Origin of the sequence: Candidatus Megaera venefica (genome assembly GCF_034554655.1) — a bacterium.
GTDB lineage: Bacteria > Pseudomonadota > Alphaproteobacteria > Rickettsiales > Rickettsiaceae > Megaera_A > Megaera_A venefica.
Genome location: NZ_JARJFB010000110.1, coordinates 1 through 6,283 on the forward strand (window position 1 = coordinate 1; position 6,283 = coordinate 6,283).

The 6,283-nt window shown below is 35.0% G+C and carries 6 protein-coding genes; 1 reads left to right on the forward strand and 5 read right to left on the reverse strand.

What is annotated here, in order from left to right:
* Positions 1–187 precede the first annotated feature (187 nt).
* Genes tolB through Megvenef_RS06695 form a run of 5 tightly spaced genes read right to left on the reverse strand, consistent with a single transcriptional unit; the run spans position 188 to position 4,934 of the window.
* The gene (gene tolB, locus Megvenef_RS06675) at positions 188–1,516 is read right to left on the reverse strand and encodes a Tol-Pal system beta propeller repeat protein TolB (RefSeq protein ID WP_322777197.1); all 1,329 of its coding nucleotides are present in this window, start codon (positions 1,514–1,516) and stop codon (positions 188–190) included.
* 27 nt (positions 1,517–1,543) lie between these two features.
* Positions 1,544–2,476, reverse strand: coding sequence for an energy transducer TonB (locus tag Megvenef_RS06680; RefSeq protein WP_322777198.1), 933 nt, complete (start codon positions 2,474–2,476; stop codon positions 1,544–1,546).
* Positions 2,477–2,905 carry a protein TolR gene (gene tolR / locus Megvenef_RS06685; RefSeq protein WP_322777199.1) on the reverse strand — a complete coding sequence of 143 codons (429 nt, stop codon included), beginning with the start codon at positions 2,903–2,905 and terminating at the stop codon, positions 2,477–2,479.
* A gap of 2 nt (positions 2,906–2,907) precedes the next feature.
* Positions 2,908–3,639, reverse strand: a complete 732-nt coding sequence (gene tolQ, locus Megvenef_RS06690; protein WP_322777200.1) for a protein TolQ — start codon at positions 3,637–3,639, stop codon at positions 2,908–2,910.
* Positions 3,640–3,677: 38 nt separating this feature from the next.
* Positions 3,678–4,934, reverse strand: a complete 1,257-nt coding sequence (locus Megvenef_RS06695) for a polyhydroxyalkanoate depolymerase (protein WP_322777201.1) — start codon at positions 4,932–4,934, stop codon at positions 3,678–3,680.
* Positions 4,935–5,219: 285 nt separating this feature from the next.
* On the opposite strand from Megvenef_RS06695, the gene Megvenef_RS06700 reads away from it, so the two are divergent.
* Positions 5,220–6,149, forward strand: a complete 930-nt coding sequence (locus Megvenef_RS06700; RefSeq protein ID WP_322777202.1) for a hypothetical protein — start codon at positions 5,220–5,222, stop codon at positions 6,147–6,149.
* Positions 6,150–6,283 lie beyond the last annotated feature (134 nt).

Here is a 6,283-nt window from a genome sequence, read left to right on the forward strand (position 1 = left end):
AACACCAAAATTTTACCTTCTTGGCAAAAAAATAGCTCAAAAAATGAATGTGCGGTGATTTATTTTTGAAATTCTTGAAATTATATCAAAAATTTAGAGTTTTGACGGAGAGACGAGTAAGCGCCCATCAAGTTAGGTATGAATGTTCGAGGTACACAGTATTAACTGCATAATTTCAGCATAAAACCTAATCTATAACATGTGACCAGTCTGGATCTGAAGCATCACTAGGAGTAGGTATTATGCGCTCATTATAACCAGTGAAGTCAATAGTGTAAATTCTATTAAGGCCGTTAGAGCTTTTTCCTTTATTACGGGACCCTTTGGTAAATACTAACACTCTACCGTTAGGCGCCCATGAAGATGCTTCAACAAGGAAACCACTAGCAATTAAGCGTTCATTGCTTTGTCCATCAACAAAATCTGGTTTCATAACCCCAATAGTAAAGCCGCTACTTCTACTTACTTTCGTAAATGCAATGAAGTTACGACTAGACCAATTAGGCTCAGCGTAAGAACCGCCCCCAAAACTAATTTTCTGGATATTAGAACCGTTTCTGCCCATAACAAATAATTGCCTTGCTCCATGTCTGTCTGATTGAAAAACAATATTTTTACCGTCTGGAGAATAACTTGGAGAGGTGTTAATACTTGCGCCGCCTTCAGTTATTTGAGATACTTTCTTATTCCTAAGATTCATTTCATAAATATTAGTAGCGCCGTTTTTTGCTATAGACATAATTGCATAATCGCCATCAGGAGAAAAACGAGGGGCGAAGGACATTCCTGGGAAATGACCTAACAGCTGGCTTTTACCAGAGCGCAAGTCAAGCATGTGCACCTGTGGTATTCTGTTTTTATAAGATAAATATAGTATTTTTTTGCCATCTGGTGAGAATCTAGGGGTAAGAACCAAATCAGAACCATTAGTCAAATATTGGTGGTTAGCGCCATCTTGATCCATTAGTGCAAGGCGTTTTACTCGTTTTAAGTATGGCCCACTTTCAGAAACATAAACAATTCTGGTATTAAAATAACCATCATAACCTGTGATTTTGCTGTAAACACTATCGGCTATTTTATGAGCGACTCTGCGCCATAGTTTTTCTGATAACTCAAAAGATTCACTGACAAGTTGTTTTTCTAAAATAGCATCCCATAGAATGAATTTAACTTGAAGCTTACCAGAAGCGGTTTTAGTTACTTCTCCATTTAATAATAAATTAGCATTTATTTGTTGCCAGGCTGCAAATAAAGGCGTGTGACTGGTTCCTATTTTTGATTCTATAAATGCTGCTGAGGAAATAGGTCTGAATATTCCAGAACCTTTTAAATCATTAGAGATAACGGCGATAACATCTTGCGCGATTTTTGTATCTGCTGGATCCACACCCCTAAAGCTATTAATAGCTATAGGTATTGGGTCAACGGTTCCTCGTGTTACATTAATTGTGTTATCTGCTAACGAAAATAACGGGAATATACACAGGAAAATAGCCAAAAATAATCTTTTCATATAATTTAAAATAAATAATTAATTAATTTACTGATCCATGAAGCTTGGGTCAAAAAGCAAGTTAAATTCTTTCCAAACATCATATCTATCAACTGGCAAATTTTCAATTGGACTTGCTTGTCTTACAGCACGAACAGCGCTTTCTGCTGTAAGTTTGCACGTTGCATCTGAATTTGGTGGGCAAATAATTTTTATAACGGTTACGTTACTTATAGTGCCGTCCGTTTCTAAAGTCATGTGCAACATTACACGTACATCCTTAAGGTTTTGATTTCCAACTGGTGGACGCCAATTTTTCTCGATTTGACTTTTAACAAGAGACTTTTCTGTAATAGAAAGAGGGGAATCTTCGTTATATTCCATTCCCCTTGTTTTCTTTGTTCCTTCTAATTGTTCAGCATTACTTTTTTTAAGTACTTTTGAGTCCGTTCCTACAGATTCTTCTTCTAAGTTCTTTAGAATAGAATCAATGCTATCATCTTCTTTCGGAGCTATTTTTGGTTTAGCCTTAGGTTTAGGGGTTTCTTTCTTAGGCTCCTTTTTAGGCTCTATTTTTGGTTCTACTTTTTTTTCTGGCTCTTTCTTCTTTTCTTCTTTTTTTAGGGGTTCTTTTTCTGGTATTTTTTCAGCATCTTTAGGTTTTTCTTCTTCCTTCACTGCTTCTTTTTTCTCTTCTGGCTTAGGTTCAACTGGAGTATGGTCCTGTTTTTTTGCAGTAGCTGACTTTTTTACTTCTTTTGATTTTTCAGGTTCAATCGCTTTTTTAGCGACAATATTTTCATTTTTAACGTTTGATAGTTCGCTAATAGGAAGAATTTCAAATGTCATAACATCTTGTTCTTCAGGCAGTTTTTCAAACACCGAAGGGAAGCCGAGAAAAAACACTCCTAGTAAAACTAAGTGCAAGATCGCCGAGACAATAATAGCTCTTTGAAATTTCTTATCTTCTTGTTCTTTCATTTATTTATGTTTTATGTCCGAAATGAGAGCAACTTTGGTAAACCCAGCACTTTGTATGCGAGACATTGTTTCAACAATTACTCCATAGGATATACTCTTATCACCTTTGACAAAAATTCTTGTATCTTTATTTTCTTTGGTGATTTCTTTAAGTTTATCTATCAGAGTATCTTTGCTAATTATGGTTTCAAAGAGATATAATTCTTCGTTTTTATCTATGCTTATGACCAACGGCTTGAAGCTTCCTGAGATTGGTGTAGATTCAGTTTGTGGTAGATCTACCTCGATGCCGGCAACGAGCATTGGAGAGGTAATCATGAAGATAATCAGAAGAACAAGCATCACGTCAACCATTGGAGTAACGTTAATTTCGTTCATTAATTTGCGACGCTTTCTACCGGCGTTGCGCCCTTGAATAGATGCTCCCATAGCTACATTTTCTCTTCGTCAATTGCTCTTGAAATTAGGGAGTTTAGCTCACCAATAAAGTCATCAAGTTTATTATTAATGCTATCTATTTCAGAACATAAATAATTATAGAAAATTGTGGCTGGTATAGCTACAAAAAGGCCAATAGCAGTTGCAAGCAAAGCTTCAGCGATACCTGGTGCTACCACGGCGAGAGTAGTATTTTTAGAGGCCGCGATAGATTGAAAACTGTGCATAATACCCCACACCGTTCCAAATAGTCCTATAAATGGGGCTGAAGAGCCAACTGTAGCTAAAAATCCAAGCTTAGTTTCAAGTTGTTCAAGCTCTCTATTTCGAGAGAGATACATCGAGCCAGATACTCTTTCTTTGTGACCAATCCTAATGAAATCATTTTTTTGAGGATCTTTGCTATTACTTTTTTTACATTCCGTCATTGCGCTAACAAAAACAGCTGATAAAGGATTGTCGACAGATCTTTTTACCCTTTCAAAAAGGTCATCTAAGACTTGTCCTGACCAAAACAAACTCTCAAATTGCTTTATCTTTTGCTTTGTCGTAGAAAATAATTTTAATTTATTTATAATTATTGCCCAACTCCAGATTGAAGAAAAAAGGAGAATTAATACAACAGATTTACCAATTAAATCTGATGACATTACCAGTGAGATTATTGACAGGTCGGCGGTACTTGCTTGCGTCACGACCTGATCGACGTTTTCTGCTATTTCCATAACTTATTTAGAGATTATTACAAATTGAAAAGCACATACTACACTTTTTGATCATTTGCGTAAACAAAATCTTTTATGGATGGAACTATCTCTTGCCGGAACTTACTTCCACTAAAAGCCCCATAGTGACCAACTCCTTTTTGTAAGTGATATTTTTTCTTACTATCGGGAATATTTTTACATAAACTCAGTGCTGCTTTAGTTTGACCAACAGCTGCGATGTCATCATTTTCTCCTTCTATACCCATTAAAGCAGATTTGGTAATTGAGTCTAAATGAACCTTTCTACCTCTAGAAACAAACTTATCCTTAGCAAGAGAGAAGTCATGAAATACTTCTTTTATGGTTTGTAAGTAAAATTCTGCCGGTAAATCCATTACAGATAAATATTCATCATAAAATTTCTTTTGCTTATCAACTTGCTCTTCATTTCCACCGACAAGGTCTTTGAATAAATCATAATGAGAAGTTAGATGTCTTTGCAAATTCATTGCCATGAACCCAGCTAACTGCAAGAAGCCGGGATATACTCTTCTTCTGTAGCCAGGATAGTTAGAAGGTACATTGGTTATTAGTGTTTGATCGAACCATACTAAGCTTTTGTCCATAGCAAAATCTCCAGGTTTTGTCTGGTTTTTCCTTGCGTCAATAGGCCCGCCAATAAGAATCATTGATTTTGGTACGTGGATGTCATTATTTTGTGACATGAGCGCAGTAGCTGCTAGTACTGGCACCGTAGGCTGGCAAACTGCAAGAACGTGCACATTAGGACCAAGAAATCTTGTGTAATTGATTACATAATCAATAAATGAGTCCAAATCGAAGCTTCCATCTGTAATTGGTACCTGGTTGGCATCAACCCAATCGGTTATATATACGTCGAAAAATGGTAACGTATCCTGAACTGTTCCTCGCAATAGTGTGGCGTGATGACCAGACATAGGGGCTACTATTAAAAGTTTTGGTTGATACCCTTTATATTCTGGTTTTTCAAAATGTTGTAAATGACAAAATACGTCCTTACATAGAGTGCGTTTATGAATTTTCTGTTCTTTTCCATCTACCATACACTTAGTAATTCCAAATGATGGCTTTTTATATATCCTAGTCATTCGTTCTGTCATATCTAGGCCAGCTTTCATCAGGGAGGCTAAATGCGTTTTACTAAAAGGGTTGTTTGGTTGTTCAAGCCATTTATGAGTCATCATTAGACCAAACCTAGAAGGAGATAAACTATGTCGAGCAGACTCTATGAGTCCATAAAGAGAATTCGTATCTGGTATAAAATTGTTCATAGTCGGTACCTTGAATTGAAAAACTATATTTTTATTCTAACATTATTTTTAAGTAACGTTTACAGAAAGATTACTATTGTCTTAAATTTAGTAAGAGATGATGCATTTTGTATAGTTATTCTCATTTACTCAAAAAATTAACCTCATGATTTTTATTAGATACATCCAATAGATTTCGGATTTGTCACTTAACTTAATATATTACTTTACAAAAAATATTCTAAAGTTTACAAAGGGGTGATAAATAATAGACTATTACCCATAATTTAAGATTGTATGCGATTAATGAAATTTATATTAATACTATTAATTGTTACTTATAGCTTTTTTACTGCGGCTACACCTCAGTATGATGATTTTAAAAACTATCAACATCCAAGATTTAATAAATTCAAAACAACTACATTTCCTAGGTTAGAAAAATTTGTCGATCAAGAGCTAAAATCATTAACCGAAGAAACTAAAGCAGTGTTTTATCCGTTTGGTGGACCAGATATTAGCTATCCTTTAATGTTATTTCCACAAGCACAGAGTTATCTTTTAATTGGTTTAGAGCCGGTGGGCAGCGTAGACTCTAATTTGGAAATTCCTAACAATTTAAATAATCAACTTGACTCTCTTTTTCGTCGCAGCTTTTTTATTACCTCAGATATGAGTCGTTTAATTCATAGTAAACAAGGTGTTCTTCCCTTGTTTCTTGCGCAAATTACTTTAATGGGTGGAGAGGTTGAGGATATAAAATATTTAGAGCATTCCTTTGGTAAAGCGCTTGAAATAACCTTTACATATCTAAAATTGAAAAAGAAGCTTTTTTATGTTCAAACAAATTTGACAAATCAGGGCTTGAGTGATGATTTAATCAAATTCATAGAGGATAACAATCTATTTGATACGTGCATGCTGAAAGCCAGTTCATATGCATTTCACCAAAATATTTTTTCTAAATTAAGGAGCTTTGTAATAACAAATGCTAATGTAATAGTTCAGGATGATACAGGCATACCATTAAAAGATCTCGATAAAGATTTTAAGATTCATCTATTTGGCAATTATGTCGGACCTTATGGAAAGGAGTGGGCTGGTTATTTTCAAAAGAATCTATACAAAATGTATCAAGAGAAGAGTCCTAAGTCGAAGCTTCCATTTTGTTATGGTTATGGTTGTGGGCGAAATCCAGTTGCTATATTGTCAGCTACTCGGAAGAATAAGGATTGACTCTAGAACTTTCTTGAGAGAACCGCTATCGATTTCATGTCCACCCTCATATTCAATAGTCTCTCCGTCAAAACTCTAAATTTTTGATATAATTTCAAGAATTTCAAAAATAAATCACCGCACATTCATTTTTT

Bases quoted from the DNA above. Each gene is read 5' to 3' on its own strand.
- Megvenef_RS06695 (WP_322777201.1), bottom strand. From the start codon at position 4,934: ATGAACAATTTTATACCAGATACGAATTCTCTTTATGGACTCATAGAG.
- tolB (WP_322777197.1), bottom strand. From the start codon at position 1,516: ATGAAAAGATTATTTTTGGCTATTTTCCTGTGTATATTCCCGTTATTT.
- tolQ (WP_322777200.1), bottom strand. From the start codon at position 3,639: ATGGAAATAGCAGAAAACGTCGATCAGGTCGTGACGCAAGCAAGTACC.
- Megvenef_RS06700 (WP_322777202.1), top strand. From the start codon at position 5,220: ATGAAATTTATATTAATACTATTAATTGTTACTTATAGCTTTTTTACT.
- Megvenef_RS06680 (WP_322777198.1), bottom strand. From the start codon at position 2,476: ATGAAAGAACAAGAAGATAAGAAATTTCAAAGAGCTATTATTGTCTCG.
- tolR (WP_322777199.1), bottom strand. From the start codon at position 2,905: ATGGGAGCATCTATTCAAGGGCGCAACGCCGGTAGAAAGCGTCGCAAA.